Annotated in this window: 17 protein-coding genes and 1 other annotated feature (1 of these 18 only partly in view); of the genes, 4 read left to right on the plus strand and 13 right to left on the minus strand. The window is 47.6% G+C overall.

What is annotated here, in order from left to right:
• Positions 1 to 61: 61 nt before the first annotated feature.
• Together rpmE and rho are read right to left on the minus strand one after the other, a co-directional pair.
• Positions 62 to 268, minus strand: a complete 207-nt coding sequence (gene rpmE, locus Selli1_RS09845) for a 50S ribosomal protein L31 (RefSeq protein ID WP_087168467.1) — start codon at positions 266 to 268, stop codon at positions 62 to 64.
• A gap of 113 nt (positions 269 to 381) precedes the next feature.
• Positions 382 to 1752: a transcription termination factor Rho gene (gene rho / locus Selli1_RS09850; protein ID WP_087252632.1), complete on the minus strand. Its 1371-nt coding sequence runs from the start codon at positions 1750 to 1752 to the stop codon at positions 382 to 384.
• 202 nt (positions 1753 to 1954) lie between these two features.
• Between rho and Selli1_RS09855 the strand changes: the two genes are divergently transcribed.
• The 3 genes from Selli1_RS09855 to Selli1_RS09865 are packed head-to-tail and all read left to right on the plus strand — an operon-like array spanning position 1955 to position 4583.
• Positions 1955 to 3115, plus strand: a complete 1161-nt coding sequence (locus tag Selli1_RS09855; protein WP_087168287.1) for an NAD(P)-dependent malic enzyme — start codon at positions 1955 to 1957, stop codon at positions 3113 to 3115.
• 1 nt (position 3116) lies between these two features.
• Entirely contained in the window at positions 3117 to 4055 is a 939-nt protein-coding gene (gene mnmL / locus Selli1_RS09860) for a tRNA modification radical SAM protein MnmL/YtqA (protein ID WP_204863812.1), read from the plus strand.
• 15 nt (positions 4056 to 4070) lie between these two features.
• Positions 4071 to 4583, plus strand: coding sequence for a DUF4364 family protein (locus Selli1_RS09865; protein ID WP_087168289.1), 513 nt, complete (start codon positions 4071 to 4073; stop codon positions 4581 to 4583).
• Positions 4584 to 4688: 105 nt separating this feature from the next.
• Here the strand turns inward: Selli1_RS09865 and Selli1_RS09870 are convergent, their stop codons facing one another.
• The 5 genes from Selli1_RS09870 to Selli1_RS09890 all read right to left on the minus strand — a co-directional run bounded on the left by Selli1_RS09870 (position 4689) and on the right by Selli1_RS09890 (position 9808).
• Positions 4689 to 6005 carry a replication-associated recombination protein A gene (locus Selli1_RS09870; RefSeq protein WP_281844379.1) on the minus strand — a complete coding sequence of 439 codons (1317 nt, stop codon included), beginning with the start codon at positions 6003 to 6005 and terminating at the stop codon, positions 4689 to 4691.
• Between the two features lie 2 nt (positions 6006 to 6007).
• Complete coding sequence (locus tag Selli1_RS09875) at positions 6008 to 6739, minus strand: tRNA threonylcarbamoyladenosine dehydratase (RefSeq protein ID WP_087168291.1); 732 nt, start codon at positions 6737 to 6739, stop codon at positions 6008 to 6010.
• Positions 6740 to 6754: 15 nt separating this feature from the next.
• A complete protein-coding gene (locus tag Selli1_RS09880; RefSeq protein ID WP_242958952.1) occupies positions 6755 to 7441 on the minus strand; it encodes a polysaccharide deacetylase family protein in 687 nt (228 codons plus the stop codon).
• Between the two features lie 116 nt (positions 7442 to 7557).
• Positions 7558 to 8145: a flavin reductase family protein gene (locus tag Selli1_RS09885; RefSeq protein ID WP_087168292.1), complete on the minus strand. Its 588-nt coding sequence runs from the start codon at positions 8143 to 8145 to the stop codon at positions 7558 to 7560.
• Positions 8146 to 8155: 10 nt separating this feature from the next.
• Entirely contained in the window at positions 8156 to 9808 is a 1653-nt protein-coding gene (locus Selli1_RS09890) for a putative manganese-dependent inorganic diphosphatase (protein ID WP_087168293.1), read from the minus strand.
• 194 nt (positions 9809 to 10002) lie between these two features.
• Between Selli1_RS09890 and Selli1_RS09895 the strand changes: the two genes are divergently transcribed.
• A complete protein-coding gene (locus Selli1_RS09895) occupies positions 10003 to 10701 on the plus strand; it encodes a S1 RNA-binding domain-containing protein (protein ID WP_281872915.1) in 699 nt (232 codons plus the stop codon).
• A 94-nt stretch (positions 10702 to 10795) separates the two neighbouring features.
• Here Selli1_RS09895 and Selli1_RS09900 read toward each other — a convergent pair whose 3' ends face one another.
• From Selli1_RS09900 to ilvB, 6 genes are all read right to left on the minus strand, one after another.
• Positions 10796 to 12706: an NAD(+) synthase gene (locus Selli1_RS09900; protein WP_281872916.1), complete on the minus strand. Its 1911-nt coding sequence runs from the start codon at positions 12704 to 12706 to the stop codon at positions 10796 to 10798.
• Positions 12707 to 12727: 21 nt separating this feature from the next.
• On the minus strand, positions 12728 to 13609 hold the full coding sequence (hslO, locus tag Selli1_RS09905; protein WP_087168296.1) for an Hsp33 family molecular chaperone HslO: 882 nt from the start codon (positions 13607 to 13609) through the stop codon (positions 12728 to 12730).
• Positions 13610 to 13631: 22 nt separating this feature from the next.
• Positions 13632 to 14393 (minus strand): class I SAM-dependent DNA methyltransferase, encoded by a 762-nt coding sequence (locus Selli1_RS09910; protein ID WP_281872917.1) that lies wholly within the window; start codon positions 14391 to 14393, stop codon positions 13632 to 13634.
• A 115-nt stretch (positions 14394 to 14508) separates the two neighbouring features.
• Positions 14509 to 15534 (minus strand): branched-chain amino acid aminotransferase, encoded by a 1026-nt coding sequence (locus Selli1_RS09915; protein ID WP_281872918.1) that lies wholly within the window; start codon positions 15532 to 15534, stop codon positions 14509 to 14511.
• 104 nt (positions 15535 to 15638) lie between these two features.
• Positions 15639 to 16148, minus strand: a complete 510-nt coding sequence (gene ilvN / locus Selli1_RS09920) for an acetolactate synthase small subunit (protein WP_087168299.1) — start codon at positions 16146 to 16148, stop codon at positions 15639 to 15641.
• Positions 16149 to 16165: 17 nt separating this feature from the next.
• Entirely contained in the window at positions 16166 to 17884 is a 1719-nt protein-coding gene (ilvB, locus tag Selli1_RS09925) for a biosynthetic-type acetolactate synthase large subunit (protein ID WP_087168300.1), read from the minus strand.
• Positions 17885 to 18006: 122 nt separating this feature from the next.
• Positions 18007 to 18086 (minus strand) — a binding site (T-box leader) (it continues 173 nt past the right edge of the window).

The raw sequence follows: 18086 nt of genomic DNA on the forward strand, positions 1-18086 counted from the left end.
GTTTTCTAAAGTAACGAAAAAGAGCTGAGATATGAAAACCTCAGCCCTGTACTTCTGAATCTTATTTGCTTTCGATTCCGTATTTCTTGTTAAACTTGTCAACACGGCCACGAGCCTGAGTTGCTTTCTGCTGTCCTGTGTAGAATGGATGACATTTGGAGCAGATTTCAACATGGATATCTTCCTTTGTGGATCCTGTTACAAATGTATTCCCACAGTTGCATGTTACAGTTGCCTGATGATATGCTGGATGGATTCCTTCTTTCATGATTTTCACCTCTTCTTGCTTTTATTCGTCTCACACAGATTTCTCTGCGACTAATCGTCTTCTAAACAGCGGGTTTATTGTATCATACCTGTTTTTGTTTTGCAACCCTCTTTTTAAATAAACTTCATTTTTTTGACAGTCTGTACGAGCTCTGAATTATGCTTCGACCGGTTGAACAGATTCAGAATCGTATCAACCGCCTCATCGGACTTCATTCCATTGAGAGCGCGGCGCATAATGTAAACCGCTTCCTGCTCATCCGGAGTAAGGAGAAGATCCTCCCGCCTTGTCCCGGATTTTGGAATGTCAATCGCCGGGAACATTCTCTTTTCTGAAAGTTTCCGGTCAAGGACAAGCTCCATGTTTCCGGTTCCTTTGAATTCCTCGTAAATGACATCGTCCATCTTACTTCCGGTATCTACAAGTGCAGTGGCAAGAATGGTAAGGCTTCCGCCCTCCCGCATGTTTCTTGCGGCTCCGAAAAAGCGTTTCGGCATATGCAGGGCCGCCGGATCCAGACCACCGGAAAGGGTACGTCCGCTCGGAGGTACAACAAGGTTGTAGGCTCTTGCAAGTCTGGTAATACTGTCAAGCAGAATGATAACATCTTTTTTATGCTCAACAAGACGTTTTGCACGCTCAATCAGCATTTCGGACACTCTCTTATGGTGATCCGGGAGCTCATCGAAGGTAGAATAGATGACTTCCACATTTTTCCCGCGGATTGTTTCCTTAATATCGGTTACTTCTTCCGGACGTTCATCGATCAGAAGAACAAGCAGATGCATCTCTGGGTTGTTTCTCAGAACGGAGAGAGCCACTTCTTTTAACAGTGTCGTCTTACCTGCTTTCGGAGGAGATACAATCATCCCTCTCTGCCCTTTTCCTATTGGCGAGAGCAGGTCTACAATTCTCATTGCCGTGCTGCTTCTCTCATTTTCGAGTCTCAGACGCTCATTTGGAAAAATCGGTGTCATGTCTTCAAAGTTTTTCCGTTTCACTGCAACCGCAGGTGGAAGTCCGTTGATCTTCGTTACAAATAACAGCGCACTGAATTTTTCAGACTGTGTCTTGATTCTCGTATTTCCGGAAACGATATCCCCTGTCTTGAGTCCGAATTTCCGGATCTGGGACGGGGAAACATAAACATCATTCTCTCCCGGAAGATAGTTCTCACAGCGGATAAATCCGTATCCGTCCGGGAGTACTTCCAGGATTCCATGGGCCGTCATACCGCTGTCCAGGTCAGACAGTTCCAGTCCGGCACCCTTTTCCCCTCTTACGTCTTCTCTCTGGACGTGCTCATGATCATGCCTGTTTTCTCTTACAGGTTCTGTTTCCTCTGTCTTCTGTGTTTTTCTATCTTCTTCAAGAAGGCGTTCAATCAGATCCGATTTTTTTAACGCGGATGTTCCTTTCAGCCCCCTTGCTTTCGCCACATCTTTCAGTACTGCCAGTGAAAGCGTTTCGTATTTTTCTTTCATATCCATCATATTCTATTTTCCTTTCTATTCTGGTCTCATGGGAAAAAATAGTCTGACTCGACCTGACTGACTTAATACGTAAAGTATACATCACAATTTTCAAAATGAAAAGTGTTTTTTCCAAAATTTAATTGCGCCCCTGTTTTAAGAATGGTATGATTGAAGAAGTGTATATTATAATAGAGAAGAAAAGGTGAATAGTATGGCAGAAAACAATACATTGGAAAAAGCACTGAAAATGCATGAAATCTGGAACGGAAAGATCGAAACGACGGCAAAGGCCCATGTCCGTTCAAGGGAGGACCTGGCGGTCGCATATACGCCCGGAGTTGCGGAACCTTGCAAAGTAATCGCCAAAGATCCTGAAGCCGTGTACAAATACACCATGAAGGCAAATACGGTTGCCGTTGTCTCCGATGGAAGCGCGGTTCTTGGTCTTGGCAATATCGGAGCCCGTGCCGCAATGCCTGTCATGGAGGGAAAAGCGGTTCTGTTTAAAGAATTCGGACAGGTCAATGCAGTTCCGATCTGTCTGGATACACAGGATACAGAAGAGATTATCCGTACCGTAGTGAATATTGCCCCTGCCTTCGGAGGCATCAATCTGGAAGACATCTCCGCCCCGAGATGTTTCGAGATCGAAGAACGGTTAAAAGAGCTTCTGGACATTCCGGTCTTCCATGATGACCAGCACGGCACTGCCATTGTCGTTCTTGCAGGCGTCATCAATGCGCTGAAGGTTGTCGGAAAATCAAAGGAATCCTGCCGCGTTGTCGTAAACGGTGCAGGTTCCGCCGGAGTTGCTATCACAAAGCTCCTCCTGACCTATGGATTTTCCCACATCACCATGTGTGATATCAATGGAACGATCTGCCGGGATTCCGAGCATCTGAACTGGATGCAGAAACGGATGGCCGAACTGACGAATCCGGATCAGATCCACGGTACCCTTGCGGATGCGTTAAAAGGTGCGGACATTTTCATCGGTGTCTCCGCCCCGAATATCGTCACCAGGGAGATGGTGGCATCCATGAATCAGGATTCCATCCTCTTTGCCATGGCAAATCCGGTACCGGAAATCATGCCGGATCTTGCAAAGGAAGCCGGGGCAAAGGTTGTCGGAACCGGACGGAGTGACTTCCCGAATCAGGTCAATAACGTAATTGCCTTTCCTGGCATCTTCCGGGGTGCCCTCGAAGGACGTGCCTCCCAGATCACGGAAGAGATGAAGCTGGCTGCTGCCAATGCCATCGCCTCTCTTGTTCCGGAGGAGGAACTGAGCGAAACCAGCATTCTTCCGGAAGCATTTGATCCTCGTGTAGCCGATGCCGTGAGCGAAGCCATCAAGGCTCTGATTCCGTAAGATGGACGCGACTGTACGCTGGGGCGAAAAGCGGTATAATTCGCTGGATTATTATATCAAAGAGACTTTCCATGAAAAACTGTACAAACTGTCCCTGAATGCCGGCTGTACCTGTCCGAACCGTGACGGCACCTGCGGAACACGTGGCTGTATCTTCTGCAGCCGTGGAGGCAGCGGTGATTTCGCGGCGGACGTTTCTCTTTCCATCCCGGAACAGCTCCGGGTGGAAAAAGAAAAAAAGAAATCCAAATACTCGGGACATTCTTATATTGCTTATTTTCAGGCCTACACGAATACATACGGCCCTTTGGAAGTTCTGGAAAAGGCATTTACCCAGGCTTTGACAGATCCGGAGGTGAAGGTGCTTTCCATTGCTACCCGTCCGGACTGTCTCTCTGCGGAAATTCTTGACCTCCTGGAGCGGCTCTCCCTGATCAAACCGGTCTGGATTGAGCTTGGCCTTCAGACGATTCATGAATCCACAGCCGAGTTTATCCGGAGAGGTTATCCTCTTCCGGTTTTTGAGGAGGCGTTGAAAAAACTCCGTGCCCTTGGTCTTTCTGTGATCGTCCATACGATTTTATATCTGCCCGGTGAATCCGAGGCTGATATGCTGGAAACAATAGAGTATCTGAACAGACAGGATATCCAGGGGATCAAGCTTCAGCTGCTCCACGTACTCAAGGATACCGATCTGTACGACTATTATCTGGAGCACCCATTTTTTCTTCCAACCATGGAAGAATATCTGGAATTTCTGGGGACCTGCCTGTGCTGTCTCAGACCTGATATTGTTATCCACCGTCTGACCGGGGACGGTCCGAAATCGTTGCTTGCCGCTCCCCTCTGGACCGGAAACAAGCGGCTGGTTCTCAATCAGATGGAAAAATCTTTCAGGGAAAGAAATATCTGGCAGGGCAAACACTATCACGCTCTTTAGAAAGGAGTATGCACTATGGCAGAAACATTCACACTCTATAAACTGATCATTTTGTACATGCTCAGCAAGGTGGATTTTCCTCTTGCAAACGCTCAGATTTCCGATTTTGTTCTTGGAAAAGGGTATACGACTTACTTTACCCTCCAAAAAGCGCTCTCCGAACTTACCGAGTCCGGTCTGATCCGGGAGGAGACAACACACAACCGTACGATGTACCATCTGACCGAGGAAGGAGCCGAATCAATCTGCTTTTTCGAGAATAAAATTTCAGACGCAATTAAAAAGGATATTGAAGACTTTTTTATCGAGAAGAAATTTTCGCTGAAAAATGAAGTGTCTGTGAAATCCGATTACTATCGGAACACAAATGGAGAATTCTCCGTACACTGCCAGGTGATCGAACACTCCATGCCTCTGATCGATCTGACAGTTACGGTCCCTTCTCACGAGGAGGCTGAAACCATGGCGGCGAACTGGGCCGCAAAGAATCAGGAAATCTACGCCTACATTATGACACATCTGCTGTAATTTGTATTGAAAAGAATAACCCCCGTGAGATTCCGGTTTGCAGCTCCAGAATTCTCGCGGGGTTCTTTTTTGCATATAATATTCCGGATGAGGACATCCGCTTCTTTACTGTTTCCTGATATAGGAAAGCCAGTCTTTTAATTCTTTTTCTTTTCCCAGATCTCCCGGATGGTAGAATACACTTTCCTTGATTTCATCCGGAAGATACTGCTGGTCAACGTAGTGGTTCGGATAATCGTGTGCGTACCGGTAACCGATTCCATGTCCCAGCTGCTCGTGCCCTCCATAATGGGCATCCTGAAGATGCGCAGGAACCGTTGTCTTTTTGCTTTTCACACTTTCCATTGCCTCGGAAACCGCCCGCACTGCAGAGTTGCTCTTCGGAGCAGATGCCACGTAAAGCACGGCCTGGGACAGAATAATCTGTGCCTCCGGCATCCCGATCCGCTCCACTGCCTGAGCCGCCGACACTGCCACGGTAAGAGCCATCGGATCTGCATTTCCCACATCTTCCGATGCACAGATCATGATTCTGCGGGCAATAAACCGGATATCCTCTCCGGCATAAAGCATCTTTGCCAGGTAGTACACCGCAGCATCCGGATCAGATCCACGCATACTTTTGATAAAGGCGGAAATGGTATCATAATGGTTGTCCCCGTCTTTATCGTAACGTACTACTCTTTTCTGGATGCACTCAGATACAACATCCAGTGTCAGATGAATGAACCCGTCACTGCTTCTTTCGGTTGTCAGCACGGCAAGCTCCACCGCATTGAGCGCCAGTCTGGCATCGCCGCCCGACATATCTGCCAGAAATGCGCTGGCATCCGGATCGATCTTGGCGTGATAGCTTCCCATTCCCTTCTTCTCATCATAAACGGCCCGGTGAATCAGGCCTTCCACATCCTCTTTGGACAGTGGCTTTAATTCAAAGACTGTAGACCGGGAAATCAGCGCCCGGTTCACTTCAAAATACGGGTTCTCCGTCGTCGCCCCGATCAGAATCACCGTACCATCCTCCACAAACGGCAGGAGGTAATCCTGCTGTCCTTTGTTAAACCGGTGGATCTCATCGATAAACAGAATCGTCTTCTGCTGGTACATTCCCCTTGCCTTTTTTGCCTCTTCCACCACCGCTTCCATATCTTTTTTCCCTGCAACTGTCGCGTTGATCTGGCAGAATCTTGCGCTTGTTGCATTGGCGATGACTTTGGCAAGCGTCGTTTTTCCGGTCCCCGGCGGGCCGTAAAAAATGACGGAACTTAGCTTGTCCGCCTTGATTGCACGGTAAAGCAGCTTGTCCTTTCCGATGATATGCTGCTGTCCTGCCACTTCTTCCAGTGTCTCCGGCCTGAGCCTTGACGCAAGCGGTGACTCTGTCTCTTTTTGTTTTTCCCTTGCATATTCAAATAAATCCATCTCTATCTGTCTCCCTCCCGGTATCCGCTCAAATTACGGATCACTTCTCCGGCGATCATCAGCCCGGCCACAGGCGGAACAAAGGAAATACTGCCCGGAAGCGATCTTCTGGCCCCCTTTTCCTCTTCTGTCACCCGGTCGGAAATATCCACCGGCTTTTCTTTGGAATACAGTACCTTAAGGCTCTCCACATTCCTCTTTTTCAGCTCTTTTCGCATCACGCGGCACAGCGGGCATACGGATGTATTTCGGATATCATCAATCTCAAACATCTCCGGATGCAGCTTGTTTCCGGTTCCCATACTGCTGATCAGCGGAATCTGATGCTCTTTGGCATACTCTGCCACCGCAAGCTTTGCCGTCACGGTATCGATAGCATCCACAATATAATCCGGGCGGATTTCAAACACCTGTTCCAGATTTTCTTCCAGTACAAACTCCTCGTAAGTCATCACCTGAATCTCCGGTGAAATGTCGGCAATCTTTGCTTTCATGACTTTCGTTTTATACTGTCCGACCGTACTGTGAAGGGCAATGGACTGCCTGTTGATATTTGTCAGAGATACCTTGTCATGGTCCACGAGAATCAAATGTCCCACACCGCTTCTGGCCAGTGCCTCGATACAGTGAGACCCGACACCTCCTACCCCAAGCACGGTAACGCAGGAGTGTCTCAGCCTGTCCATTCCTTCTGTTCCTAATAATAATTCTGTCCTCGAAAATTCATGCAGCATCTTATTTCACTTTCCTTAATCCATAATCAGTTCATCGACTGTCACAAACCGGTATCCTTCCTCCTGCAGGGTATCTATGATCTGAAGTCCCGCCTCCACGGAAGTCCCGTAACAGTCATGTAATAAAATAATACCATTTTCTTCTGCCTGCGTCACTACCTTTCTTACGATTTCCCCGGTACTTTTCGTGCACCAGTCAAGAGGATCAATATCCCATTTTACCGGAATCAGATCGATTTCTTCCAAAGTTTCTTCTCTCCACGAGCCGTACGGAGGCCGGATAAAAGCAACCGTTTCCCCCGTGATATTTTCGATTACTTCATTTGTCTTTTCAATCTCCTTTCTTTCCGTCTCCTGATCTACTTTCGTCAGTTCCACATGATGGTACGTATGATTCCCGATCAGGTGTCCTTCTTTTTGCATCCTCCGGATCAGATCCGGATGTTCCTCCGCCTCCTGACCGATCACAAAAAAGCTTGCTCTGACTCCCCTCTCTTTCAAACCGTCCAGAAGTACAGGAGTAGATATACCGTCCGGGCCATCATCAAATGTAATGGCAATCCTCTTTTCCTCCTCTTTTTTCTTCACATCGCTGATGCTTTCGATCGTTTTCTTTGTGTTCTGCCACATTCCCGCCATGCAGACTGCCGCAATCAGGATGATCTCCGCTGTAAGTCTCCACTGTTTTCCGAATTCCTTCACGCTGTGCCCGCCTCATTCTTCTCTCCTGTAACTTTATTCACCGGGAGATACAGATAGAACCCGGAATCTGGAACAAATTTTTCCAGCCTCCGGGTTCTTCCCTTTTTTTGCAAAGTTTATTTTCTTTTTTTCTTTTTCTTCTTTTTCACACTGAACCCGAAAGTTCCGAGCTGCTTCCCAAGAGTTAAATACTCCCCATGGGAATAGGCAATCAGCCCTGTCTTGTTCAACTCGAACTTTCCATTTTCATTCATGTACTCACTGCTCACCTGAACGCCCGTTACATCCGCCAGAAACATATCATGTGTTCCAAGACGTATAATCTCTCTGACTTTACACTCAATATTCACCGGACATTCCGCAATTGCAGGCGCATACTGAAGGGACTCTGTCTTTTTTCTTGTGAGTTTCATCTCGTTCCATTTATCGACGTCTTTTCCGGAACGCACACCGCAGTAATCGGCCGCCTTTGCAAGTTGTTCCGTCGTAAGGTTGACAACAAACTCTCCGGTTTCCTCGATCATATGGTGGGAAAACCGGTTCGGCCGGACAGAAATATAGAGCATCGGCGGATCTGAACAGACCGTTCCCGTCCACGCCACCGTCAGGATATTGTCTGTTCCGTCTTTCCCTGCACAGCTTACCATCACTGCCGGGAGCGGGTACAGCATATTGCCTGGTTTAAAAATCACCTTGTCTGTCATATACTCCCTCCTACTGCTGCAGTTCGCTCACCAGTGTCGGGATCAACTGTTTCTTTCTGGATACGACACCGTTTAATACGATCTGATCTGTATCTTCCGGAAGCTCAAAAGCATCGATCACGGTCTGCCTTGCACTTCCTCCACAGCAGAGAAGCTCTGTAGACTGGTCTACAATATTCGTAAGCATAAAGAATACCATATCCAGTCCGCTTTCTTTCAGCACATCCGGCAGTTCCGGACATACCTTTTCCCGGATCTCCTGCAGTTCCTCGCTGCTCATGGAATTGATCTGTCCCACTCCGAACGTCAGCTCATTGACATGGAACTCCTTGAAATCCTGGAAACAGATCTCGGAAACAGATTTATTCGCAAGATTGCTTCCTGCTTTGAACATCTCTTTTGCGAACTCATCGATATTTATTCCCGCAATCTGAGCAAGCGTTCTCGCAGTCGCTTCATCCATCGGAGTGCAGGTCGGCGACTGGAACAACAGGGTATCGGAAATAATCGCTGCACAGAGAAGACCTGCTGTCTCTCTGGACGGAGTAATCTGGTTTTCCTGATACATCTGATAGATAATGGTCGCAGTACAGCCAAGCGGTTGGTTTCTAAAATAAACCGGACCCATCGTCTCCAGATTTCCGATTCTGTGGTGATCGATGATCTCAAGAATTTCCGCCTCTTCAATTCCGTCTACCGCCTGCGTCTTTTCGTTATGATCGACAAGAACGACCTGTTTGCGCCTCGGCTTTAACAGTCTCCGTCTGGAAATAAATCCGGTGAACCGTCCCTTTTTGTCAATAACCGGAAAATCACGGTATCTTTTCTTGGACATGACATCCCGTACTTCCTCCAGGTAATCATTCATATGGAACGTGCTCAAATGTTCTTTAGTCATAAAATATTTGACCGGAATACTTTGATTGATCAGACGGGCGGTCGTAAAGGTGTCATGCGGCGTACTGATAATCACTACATCTCGCTCGGATGCCAGCTTCCGGATCGTCTTCGATACCTCCGCTCCCTGGCAGATGACAAGACAGCTTGCATCCATTTCTATCGCACAAAGCTGAGACTCGTACCTGTTTCCAACGATGACAAGATCGTCTTCATCGATAAAATTCTCCATCATATCCGGAGAGGAGGCTGCGATAACAACCTTTCCTTTCACGAAATATGCATGCTCGTTCCCTGTGACGATCTTCCCGTCCAGTGTATTCATAATGCTTCTGTACTGTGTCCGTGCGTCGGACAACAGATAACTGTCATAGAGCTCCATATAGGAATTGGCAATATCTCCAATCGTGATAATTCCTTCCAGCTTCTGCTCATTCAGAACCGGCAGCGTCCGAATACTGTTTTCCCGCATCATCGCCCAGGCCTCTTTGATCGACGCCTGGCTGGAAACTCCGTCAATCTTCCGGATATCCACATCTTTTAACTGCTGAAATACATTCTGAAGGAGCGCCGGCTCTTCCACATGAAAATAGTCAAGAACATATCTGGTCTCCTCCGAGACCTCTCCGGCTCTTTTTGCCACATAATTTTTTCCTGTAATCTGCTTTTTTAATTCTGCGTATGCAATGGCAGAACAGATGGAATCCGTATCCGGATTTTTATGTCCTACCACATATACCTTTCTGTCTTTCTGATTATCTGACATACTTTTTACATTTCCTCCCATATGCCGTACGTGCCGGCCAATCTTTTACTTGATATAAAAATAGAGTATCATCTTTTTGATTCCGCGCCAACTGTTTTTTCGGTTTTCATAAAAATATTCTTTCACTTTGCTTTCTCTAACAAAAAATCTATGATATACTTTCTAGAGAAAACACAAAAAGGGGTGCATCATCAATGAACGAAGAATTAGAAACAAAAACATCTGCCCTGGAACCGCAGGCAGAGTCCATGAAAGACTATGAAGACCAGTTTGATATCGCCGATCCATGGCATATCGTACAAAACTATATGGACAACCGTACAAACCTTACATTGAAAGTAGAAGGTGTGGTCAACGGCGGCGTGATCGTCAAGGTGGAAGGCCTTCGCGGTTTTGTCCCGGCATCCAGACTTTCTCTTTCCTATATCGAAGATCTGGAAAGCTATCTTCTGAAAGAAATCACCGTCCGCGTCATTGAGGCAGATCCGGAAGAACACCGCCTCATTCTTTCCGCCCGTGAGATTTTAAAAGAAGAAGAAGCCAGAGAGCGTGCCGAACGCATCTCAAAGATCCAGGTTGGAAGTGTTATGGAAGGCACCGTGGAATCCATTCAGTCCTACGGCGCGTTTGTCCGCTTTGACGATGGCCTCTCCGGACTTGTCCATGTATCCCAGATCTGCGAAAAACGGATCAAAACACCGGCCGATGTCCTGAAGGCAGGAGACCGTGTCAATGTCAAAGTCATCGGAATCAAAGATGGAAAACTGAGCCTGAGTATCAAAGCTCTTTCCGAAGAAAAAGAAGAAGAGACAGAAGAACTGCATGTAGAGCTTCCAAAATCCGAAGAGATCGGAACAAATCTTGGAGATCTTTTCAAAAATATCAAACTGTAATTCCTCTTCAGACAGTTCTGGTTGAAACATCCGGGGCGGATTCATGTCCGGACAGTCCGGAAGATATCCGCCCTCTTTCTTTTATCTCTTTCTCTTATAACCGTTCCAGATCCTGAATCCAGACAGCCGCCGAAGCATCGCTTGGCATCCTCCAGTCTCCCCTTGGAGACAGAGCCACCGTACCTACTTTCGGTCCATCCGGAAGGCAGGAACGCTTAAACTGCTGTGAGAAGAATCTCCAGTAGAATTTCTTCAGCCATTTCAGAATCGTCTCATCATCATAGACACTTTTAAATGCATGCTTTGCAATCCGGTAAATTTTGGACGGCTCATATCCAAAACGCAGCACATAATAAAGGTAAAAATCATGAAGCTCATACGGTCCCACCAGATCTTCTGTCTTCTGCGCAATCTGACCGTCCTCCGGCGGCAGAAGCTCCGGACTTACCGGTGTATCCAGCACATCCAGCAGAATCTTCTGAAGCTCTTCATCCCCGCAGGTGTCCGCATAGTACTGTACCAGATGGCGCACCAGCGTTTTCGGTACAGAGGCGTTGACACCGTACATGGACATGTGGTCTCCGTTATACGTCGCCCAGCCAAGAGCAAGCTCTGACATATCCCCCGTTCCGATGACAAGTCCTCCGTCTTTGTTGGCAAGATCCATCAGCACCTGTGTCCGTTCCCTTGCCTGACCGTTTTCATATGTCACACTGTGGTCATTCAGATCATGGCCGATATCGCGGAAATGTACAGTCACCGCTTCCCGGATCGGCACTTCCAGAAGAGAAGCACCAAGTCTGCATGACATCTGGCAGGCGTTTCTGTATGTCCGGTCTGTCGTCCCGAAGCAAGGCATGGTCACCGCCTTGATCCGGGATCTTGGAATTCCAATCATATCAAAAGCCTTTGCCGTCACAAGGAGCGCCAAAGTGGAGTCCAGTCCGCCGGAAATGCCGACTACTGCTCCGGAAGCCTTTGTATGAACCAGTCTTTTTTTCAGCCCCATAGCCTGAATAGACAGAATCTCTTCGCATCTTTCGGCACGTTCCTTTTCATCCTGCGGAACGAATGGTGCCGGGGAAAAGGTTCTTGTAAGGGCCGTCTCCTCTTCTTTGACGGAAAACGGAACAACCGGCAGTGTCTTTTTTGCCGCAGAACGGAATGTCGTATTTTTCCGGCGCTCGGACAGCAGCCGCTTGATATCAATTTCGCTGTAGATTGTTTCATTCGCAAACCGCCGGGAAGCTTTCAGTATCGTCCCGTTTTCCGCAATCAGATTGTGTCCGCCGAACACAACATCCGTGGTGGACTCTCCTTCCCCTGCGTTGGCGTAAACATATCCCGCAATCAGTCTGGCTGACTGTCCTTTGATCAATTCCTCCCGGTAACGGTTCTTTCCGATTGTCTCATCACTCGCGGAGCAGTTCACAAGAATCACAGCTCCTTCCAGCGCCGCCTTGATGCTTGGCGGAACCGGGGACCACACATCCTCACAGATCTCCGCTGACAGGATCAGTCCCTCAGTCTCCATGGACTCAAAAAGGATCTGCGGACCGAATGGTATTTCTTCTCCTGCAAACCGGATCATTCTTACCTCTTCCGGTCCCGGAGTGAACTGACGCATTTCATAAAACTCTCCGTAATTCGGAAGGAACGTCTTTGTTGTAAATCCAAGAATCTTTCCCTTATTCAGGGCCGCTGCCGTGTTGTACAGCTCACCGTCCACCGCAAGAGGACATCCGACAAAAACAACCGATTCCAGTTCTTTTGTTTCTTCGGCAATCCTGCAAAGTCCTGCTTTTGCCTGTTCCAGAAGAATATCCTGGGTAAACAGATCACCACAGGTATATCCGGTGATGCAAAGCTCCGGAAAGACAATGATCTTTGCGCCGTTTCCCGCTGCCTCTTTCATCTTTTTTATAATTTCTTCTGTATTAAATGCCGTATCTGCCACACGGATATCAGGTGTAGCCGCCGCCACTTTGATAAATCCCTGTTTCATGCCCCGTTCCTCTTTTCCTTTTTATTTTTTCTTTGCCTGTTTTAACAGAGCGGAAAGCTCGTCCACACTGAAGCTGTATGCAGTGTTACAGAAATGGCACTTCACTTCAATGTCTTTTCCTTCATCAATCATCTCTTTGATCTCTTTTTCCCCGATACTGATAATTGCCTTTTCAATCTTTGTCTTAGAACAGTCACAGTAGAACTGTGTCGGAAGGGTATCAGTAATCTCAATATCCATTCCTTTTAATACTTCCTGAAGCAGAGATTCCGGTGTATGTCCCTGTTCCAGAAGCGCAGTAACAGAATGGATGTTGCTGATATTTTCCTCCAGCTGTTCCAGCACTTTTTCTTCCACAAACGGCATTACCTGCACGATAAATCCTCCGGCACATTTCACCGTATTGTCTTTTTCCATCAGAACTCCCAGTCCTACCGAGGACGGTACCTGTTCGGAATTTGCAAAGTAATAAGTCAGGTCATCTCCGATTTCACCGGTCTGAAGGATCGTCTGTCCCACATACGGCTCTTTCAATCCCATATCTTTGATGACATTTAAAATGCCAAGTCCCAGTGCGCCGCCTACATCCAGCTTGCCGTTCTTAGGCGGAAGCATCACATCCGGATTTTCCACATATCCTTTGACATTGGCTTTACTGTCTGCTGTCACCGTCAGTCCCTGAATCGGTCCGTCACATTTGATCTGGATGGTCAGGATGTCCGTATCATTTTTCATCATGCTTCCCATCATGGCTCCGGCTGTCAGCAGTCTTCCAAGCGCAGCGGTCGCAACAGGGCTTGTATTGTGGTGCTGTCGTGCTGTCTCTACCATCTCTGTCGATGTCACCGCAAACGCACGGATCTGGCTGCCCGCCGCGGTTGCTCTTACTAAATAATCTTTCATTACTGATTCCTCATTTCTTTCTTTATTCGGCTCTGTTCTTTCCACATTCTCTTGCCACTACACAGATGCGGGTGCTTTCTTCGTCCGGCTGCTCTTTCGTAAAGCCGTCATACATCGCAACAAGTTCCATGCCGGCTTTCCTCAGACAGTCCGTCACTTCCCTGACCGTATAGCCTCTCTGAAAATGGGTTTCTTCAAACTTTCTGTACAGTTCTCCCTCACGTACAAAAATCGTCAGATCATACTCGTTGATCCGCTCCTGAGGGTCATAAAAATTCTCCCAGATAAAACTGCACTCGTCTCTGTTTTCCGCAATCGTTGTATCCCCCAGGATCTCCCTGTATTTATATTCTGTATTAAAATCAAACAAAAACAGTCCGCCCGGATCCAGATAGTTGTTCACCAGTGCAAACATCTCTGCCAGCTCTTCGGGCTCCGTAATATAATTGACGGAATCACAGGCGCTTATGACTGCGCGGACCGTACCGTAGAGCTCAAACTCCCTCATATCCTGAAGAAGATAAAGGATATCATGTCCGGAAGCCGCTTTCTTCTCCGAAGCAATCTCCAGCATCTCTTCCGAATTATCCACTCCAATCATGTCATAGCCAAGCCCTGCCAGAAGCTCTGTCATGCTTCCGGTGCCGCATCCAAGATCCAGAACGAGCCCGTCCCGGATTCCGTTTTCTTTCAGAATCCCCGCATAATATTCTGTCCATTCTGCATATGGGACATTGTCCATAAATGTATCGTATACTTCCGCAAATCCTGTATATGCATCCATTTGATCATCTCCCGCCGACTATAAATCCGGCTTATTATAGCATGATTTCCATATTTTTTAAAGGGGAAATCAAAATCCCCCGGACATCTTGCCCGGAGGATCTGTTCCATTTTCCTTATTCAATTACATGAATCCATCCTTCCGGAGCCTCGATCCGCCCCATCTGGATTCCTGTCAATGTGTCATAGAGCTGTTTTGTCACCGGTCCCATCTCATCCATGCCGCTTGCAAAACAGATTTCTCTTCCGTGGTCTACAATCTTGCCCACCGGAGAAACAACGGCAGCTGTACCGCACAGTCCGCATTCCGCAAATTCCGGAACTTCTTCCAGAGTCACTTCCCGTTCTTCTGTCTCAAGCCCAAGATACTCTTTTGCCACGTAAAGGAGCGAGCGTCTTGTAATGGACGGGAGGATGGAGGATGATTTCGGTGTTACAACTTTTTTATCTTTTGTGATAAAGATAAAGTTGGCTCCGCCTGTCTCCTCTACCTTTGTTCTTGTAGCGGCGTCGAGATACATGTTTTCCGCATAGCCTTCTTCGTGTGCTGTCACAATTGCATGAAGGCTCATGGCGTAGTTCAGTCCTGCCTTGATATGGCCGGTTCCGTGCGGTGCCGCTCTGTCAAAATCAGAAACCTTGATCGTAATCGGCTTTGCTCCGCCTTTAAAATATGGTCCGACCGGAGTGGTTAAAATGCGGAACTGGTATTCAGCCGCCGGACTCACACCGATCACCGGACTGGAACCGAACATATAAGGCCGGATGTAAAGGGTTGCCCCGGAACCGAATGGAGGTACCCATGCGGCATTTGCTTTTACTGTCTGTGTTACCGCATCGATAAAGCGCTCTTTCGGAAATGCCGGCATTTCCAGTCTCTTTGCCGAATCGATCATTCTCTCAGCATTTAAGTCCGGACGGAATGTTACAATCTTTCCGTCTTCTGTTGTGTATGCCTTTAATCCTTCAAATACGGTCTGTGCATACTGGAACACACCCGCACACTCGTTGAGTACGATACTGGCATCGGATGTCAGACATCCATCGTCCCACGCACCGTCTTTAAAATTGGAAACATATCTTTTATCGGTCTGGATATACCCGAAACCCAGATTTGACCAGTCCAAATTTTTCTTTTCCATTTCCATCCACTCCAATCTTGTTTTCTTATTTTTCTAGTATAAGACTGTTTTGGAAAAAATTCAAGAGTGCGCTCTGTTTTTTTTGAATCCGTATGATTTTCCTGCTACCGCTCTGCCATACTGATTGCTTCAATTCCGACGCTTCCGCCCCGCACGACTTCCACATCCCGGAATTCTTCTTTCAAAAGCTTGACAACCGCATCATTTTTGGTGGCCGTCTGCAAAAATTCAAGCAGCATACTGTCTTTCCCGTAATCGATCACTTCCGCCTTGAAGGTCTCGGCAATCTGGAAAAGCTCTGTCTTTTCCTCCAGACTGCATTTTTTCACTTTGACATACAGGATCTCCTTCATGCAGACTGAAAGATCCGTAAAATCGATGACCTTGATCACTTCCACCATCCGGTTCAGCTGTTTCTTAATCTGTTCAAAAGTCTCCTCATCACAATGCGTTTCGATCGTCATTCTGGAAATCGTCGGGTCTTCTGTCCGTCCCACCGTCAGACTTTCCAGATTATAGCATTTTGCCGAAAACAACCCGGAAATCTTGGAAAGCACACCAATCTGATTTTCCACATAAAGAGAGATCCATCTTTTTTTCAACATTCCATTCATTTCCATTTCCTCCTTCTCTAGCAGTCCATCAGCATCTCATGGAGCGTACCGTTTGGCTTCACCATCGGGTAGACCACTTCTTCCGGATCGATGATGAATTCGATCAGTGTCGGTACCTTCGTCTCTTTTGAGGCTTCCAGAAGTGCCGCCTCGATATCCTCTTTCTTCTCCACACGCATTCCCTTTGCCCCGTAGCTTTCTGCAAGTTTCACAAAGTCCGGTGTATATTCCGGCAGCTTTTCATCCCCGCGGCGCAGAGCAGCCCCTGCAAGAAGATTGGTCATGGCGTAGCGTTTGCCGTAAAACAGCTTCTGCCACTGACGCACCATTCCAAGGTAGGTATTATTCAGAACACAGATAATAATCGGCAGCTCTTCGAGAACCGCTGTGGCAAATTCCTGAATATTCATCTGCATGCCTCCATCACCGGAAATAACGATCACCGGTTTATCCGGATTGCCGATCTTTGCTCCGATTCCTCCCGGGAATCCATATCCCATCGTGCCAAGTCCTCCCGACATCAGAAGGCGTTTCTTCGGCGTAATCTCCGCATACTGTGCCGCGAACATCTGATGCTGTCCTACATCCGTTACAATGATTCCTTCATCAAAAACATGATTGATTCCCTCGATAATATCCTGCGGAAGCATGACATTTCCCCTCTTCTTCATCTGAAGCGGGTGTTCCTGCTCCCAGCCCTGAATTTTCTCCATCCACTCTTTTGTATCCTTCTCTTCCGCGTACTCCAGCATCTTTTCGATTGCTTCCTTTGCGTCCGCTACAATCGGCACATCCACATGGATATTCTTGGAGATGGACGCCGTATCAATATCGATATGTACAATCTTTGCGTTCGGCGCAAACGCGTGCAGCTTTCCTGTGATCCGGTCATTGAATCTTGTACCGATGGAAAACAGCACATCGCACTCTTCCACCGCCATATTGGCCGCGTAGGCTCCGTGCATACCAAGGTTTGCCACATAATACGGATGATTCGTCGGAACAGCGCCTCTTCCCATTACCGTTGTGACCACCGGAATTTTCGTCTTTTCCACCAGTCTTGTAAAGGCTTCATTGGCTTCCGCAATATTCACTCCGCCTCCTGCAAGAAACAGCGGTCTCTTCGCGTGGTTTAACAGCTTGACCGCGCGTTTTAACTGGCCAATGTGAACGCTGGTGTTCGGCTTATAGCCGCGGATATTGACCTCTGACGGATATTCCGGAGAGCCAAGCTCGCCCATCACGTCTTTCGGAAGATCTACGAGAACAGGTCCCGGTTTCCCGCTTCTTGCGATGTAAAACGCTTCTTTTATAATTCTTCCCAGATCTTCTCTTCTATGTACCGTCACTCCGTATTTGGTGATGCTTCTTGTAATTCCTACAATGTCGACCTCCTGGAATGCGTCATTTCCAATCAGATGCCGCGCCACCTGTCCTGTAAAACATACAAGCGGCACACTGTCATAGTTTGCCGTGGCAAGACCGGTTACCAGGTTCGTCGCTCCGGGTCCGCTTGTTACAAGGCAGACCCCGACCTTGCCCGTTGATCTTGCGTAAGCATCCGCCTCGTGAACCAGTGCCTGCTCGTGTCTTGGGAGAATGATCTTGATATCTCCCTGTTTATAAAGCTCATCGCTGATATCAATCGTACATGCCCCCGGATAACCAAAGAGCGTATCCACACCTTCTTCTTTTAATGCTTTTACAAGAAGCTTGTTTCCACTGATTTTCCTCATGCCGTTTCCTCCTTTTCCTTCTCCTTGTCAAGGCTCTCTATTCTTCCCTGCATCTGTACGGAAATTTTATTCCCCAGGGCATCCGAAAAGACTTCCTGTAGAAAAAAACGCCCTAAGCCTTTGCTTAGGGCGAATAACTCCGTGATACCACCTAACTTCAGAATTTCTCTGCACTCAACCAGTACTTTCATACTGTTTCCCG

This window comes from Sellimonas catena, from assembly GCF_027924685.1.
Lineage (GTDB): Bacteria > Bacillota > Clostridia > Lachnospirales > Lachnospiraceae > Sellimonas > Sellimonas catena.

Bases quoted from the DNA above. Each gene is read 5' to 3' on its own strand.
- rpmE (WP_087168467.1), bottom strand. From the start codon at position 268: ATGAAAGAAGGAATCCATCCAGCATATCATCAGGCAACTGTAACATGC.
- rho (WP_087252632.1), bottom strand. From the start codon at position 1,752: ATGAAAGAAAAATACGAAACGCTTTCACTGGCAGTACTGAAAGATGTG.
- Selli1_RS09855 (WP_087168287.1), top strand. From the start codon at position 1,955: ATGGCAGAAAACAATACATTGGAAAAAGCACTGAAAATGCATGAAATC.
- mnmL (WP_204863812.1), top strand. From the start codon at position 3,117: ATGGACGCGACTGTACGCTGGGGCGAAAAGCGGTATAATTCGCTGGAT.
- Selli1_RS09865 (WP_087168289.1), top strand. From the start codon at position 4,071: ATGGCAGAAACATTCACACTCTATAAACTGATCATTTTGTACATGCTC.
- Selli1_RS09870 (WP_281844379.1), bottom strand. From the start codon at position 6,005: ATGGATTTATTTGAATATGCAAGGGAAAAACAAAAAGAGACAGAGTCA.
- Selli1_RS09875 (WP_087168291.1), bottom strand. From the start codon at position 6,739: ATGCTGCATGAATTTTCGAGGACAGAATTATTATTAGGAACAGAAGGA.
- Selli1_RS09885 (WP_087168292.1), bottom strand. From the start codon at position 8,145: ATGACAGACAAGGTGATTTTTAAACCAGGCAATATGCTGTACCCGCTC.
- Selli1_RS09890 (WP_087168293.1), bottom strand. From the start codon at position 9,808: ATGTCAGATAATCAGAAAGACAGAAAGGTATATGTGGTAGGACATAAA.
- Selli1_RS09895 (WP_281872915.1), top strand. From the start codon at position 10,003: ATGAACGAAGAATTAGAAACAAAAACATCTGCCCTGGAACCGCAGGCA.
- Selli1_RS09900 (WP_281872916.1), bottom strand. From the start codon at position 12,706: ATGAAACAGGGATTTATCAAAGTGGCGGCGGCTACACCTGATATCCGT.
- hslO (WP_087168296.1), bottom strand. From the start codon at position 13,609: ATGAAAGATTATTTAGTAAGAGCAACCGCGGCGGGCAGCCAGATCCGT.
- Selli1_RS09910 (WP_281872917.1), bottom strand. From the start codon at position 14,393: ATGGATGCATATACAGGATTTGCGGAAGTATACGATACATTTATGGAC.
- Selli1_RS09915 (WP_281872918.1), bottom strand. From the start codon at position 15,534: ATGGAAAAGAAAAATTTGGACTGGTCAAATCTGGGTTTCGGGTATATC.
- ilvN (WP_087168299.1), bottom strand. From the start codon at position 16,148: ATGAATGGAATGTTGAAAAAAAGATGGATCTCTCTTTATGTGGAAAAT.
- ilvB (WP_087168300.1), bottom strand. From the start codon at position 17,884: ATGAGGAAAATCAGTGGAAACAAGCTTCTTGTAAAAGCATTAAAAGAA.